At 59.5% G+C, this 1,213-nt stretch carries 1 protein-coding gene; it reads left to right on the top strand.

Features of this window, described 5'->3' with window-relative positions:
* Positions 1-89 precede the first annotated feature (89 nt).
* On the top strand, positions 90-1,082 hold the full coding sequence (locus BTE28158_RS32275) for an IS5 family transposase (RefSeq protein WP_151052765.1): 993 nt from the start codon (positions 90-92) through the stop codon (positions 1,080-1,082).
* Positions 1,083-1,213 lie beyond the last annotated feature (131 nt).

The following is a 1,213-nucleotide window of genomic DNA, read 5'->3' on the forward strand; positions in this document are numbered from 1 at the left end:
AGGGAAACACTGATTAATCCGGCTCGGTGGTCATCGCTGATGCAGCCGAGGACGTTGTAGAAGATAGTTCACGGAACGAGCCCACGAAGATGGAACGGCAAATGAGCTTTGCGGAAGCGGAAAGCGCAGGCAAGAAGCGCGTGACCCGGCGTCAGCGTTTCCTGGACGAGATGGAGAAGCTCGTGCCGTGGTCGCGATTGCTGACGGCAATCGAGCCGTACTACCCGAAAGGAACTCGCGGCCGCCCACCGATCGGTTTGGAGCGGATGCTTCGAATCTACTTCCTGCAGCAGTGGTACAGCCTGTCGGACGAAGGGCTGGAGGACGCGCTGTACGACAGCATCGCGATGCGGGCGTTTGCCGGGATTGATCTGGCCGTCGAGAACGTGCCGGATGCGACCACGCTGCTGAAGTTCCGGCGCCTGCTGCTTGAACACGACCTGACGCGCAAGCTGTTCGACGAGATCGGCATCTCGCTGTGCGAACGCGGGCTGATGATGAAGGAAGGCACGCTGGTCGATGCGACGATCATCGAAGCGCCGTCGTCGACCAAGAACGCCGAGAAGCGTCGCGATCCGGACATGCATCAAACGAAGAAAGGCAACGAGTGGCACTTCGGCATGAAGGCCCACATCGGCGTCGATGCCGATTCGGGGCTGGTTCACAGCGTGGTCGGCACGTCCGCCAACGTGTCGGATGTTTCGCAAGCGCACGCGCTGTTGCATGGTCATGAGCAAGAAGCGTTCGGCGACGCGGGCTATATCGGCGTAGACAAGCGCAATGAAATGAAGGGCCGGTCGGTGAAGTGGCGCGTGGCGGCCAAGCGAGGAAAGATCAAGGCGATGCAGGATGGTGCGCTGAAGGATCTGACGATCGCGCTTGAGCGAACCAAGGCGCAAATCCGCGCGCGGGTCGAGCATCCGTTCCATGTCGTCAAGAACCTGTTCCGCCATCGCAAAGTGCGCTACAAGGGACTGGCGAAGAACACGGCGCAACTGTTCAGCCTGTTCGCTTTGGCGAACTTGGTGATTGCGCAAAACCGGTTTCGGTCGGTTCACGGGAGTAGTCCGTCACGTGTATGAAAAATGCAGGAAATGAGGCGCTTTCCCGGGGCAAACTTCCTCGAATTCGCTGCGCTTCACTTCGGCATCCGGAATTTGCGCGTCAGCACCGCCGACAAGCTCGCGCGTTGGCCTATTAATCAGCGTTTCCC

The sequence above is a fragment of the Burkholderia diffusa genome (genome assembly GCF_902499115.1).
Taxonomy (GTDB): Bacteria; Pseudomonadota; Gammaproteobacteria; order Burkholderiales; family Burkholderiaceae; genus Burkholderia; species Burkholderia diffusa.

What these genes read in the sequence shown, in the direction of transcription:
- BTE28158_RS32275 (WP_151052765.1), top strand. Translation starts at nt 90, where the DNA reads ATGGAACGGCAAATGAGCTTTGCGGAAGCGGAAAGCGCAGGCAAGAAG.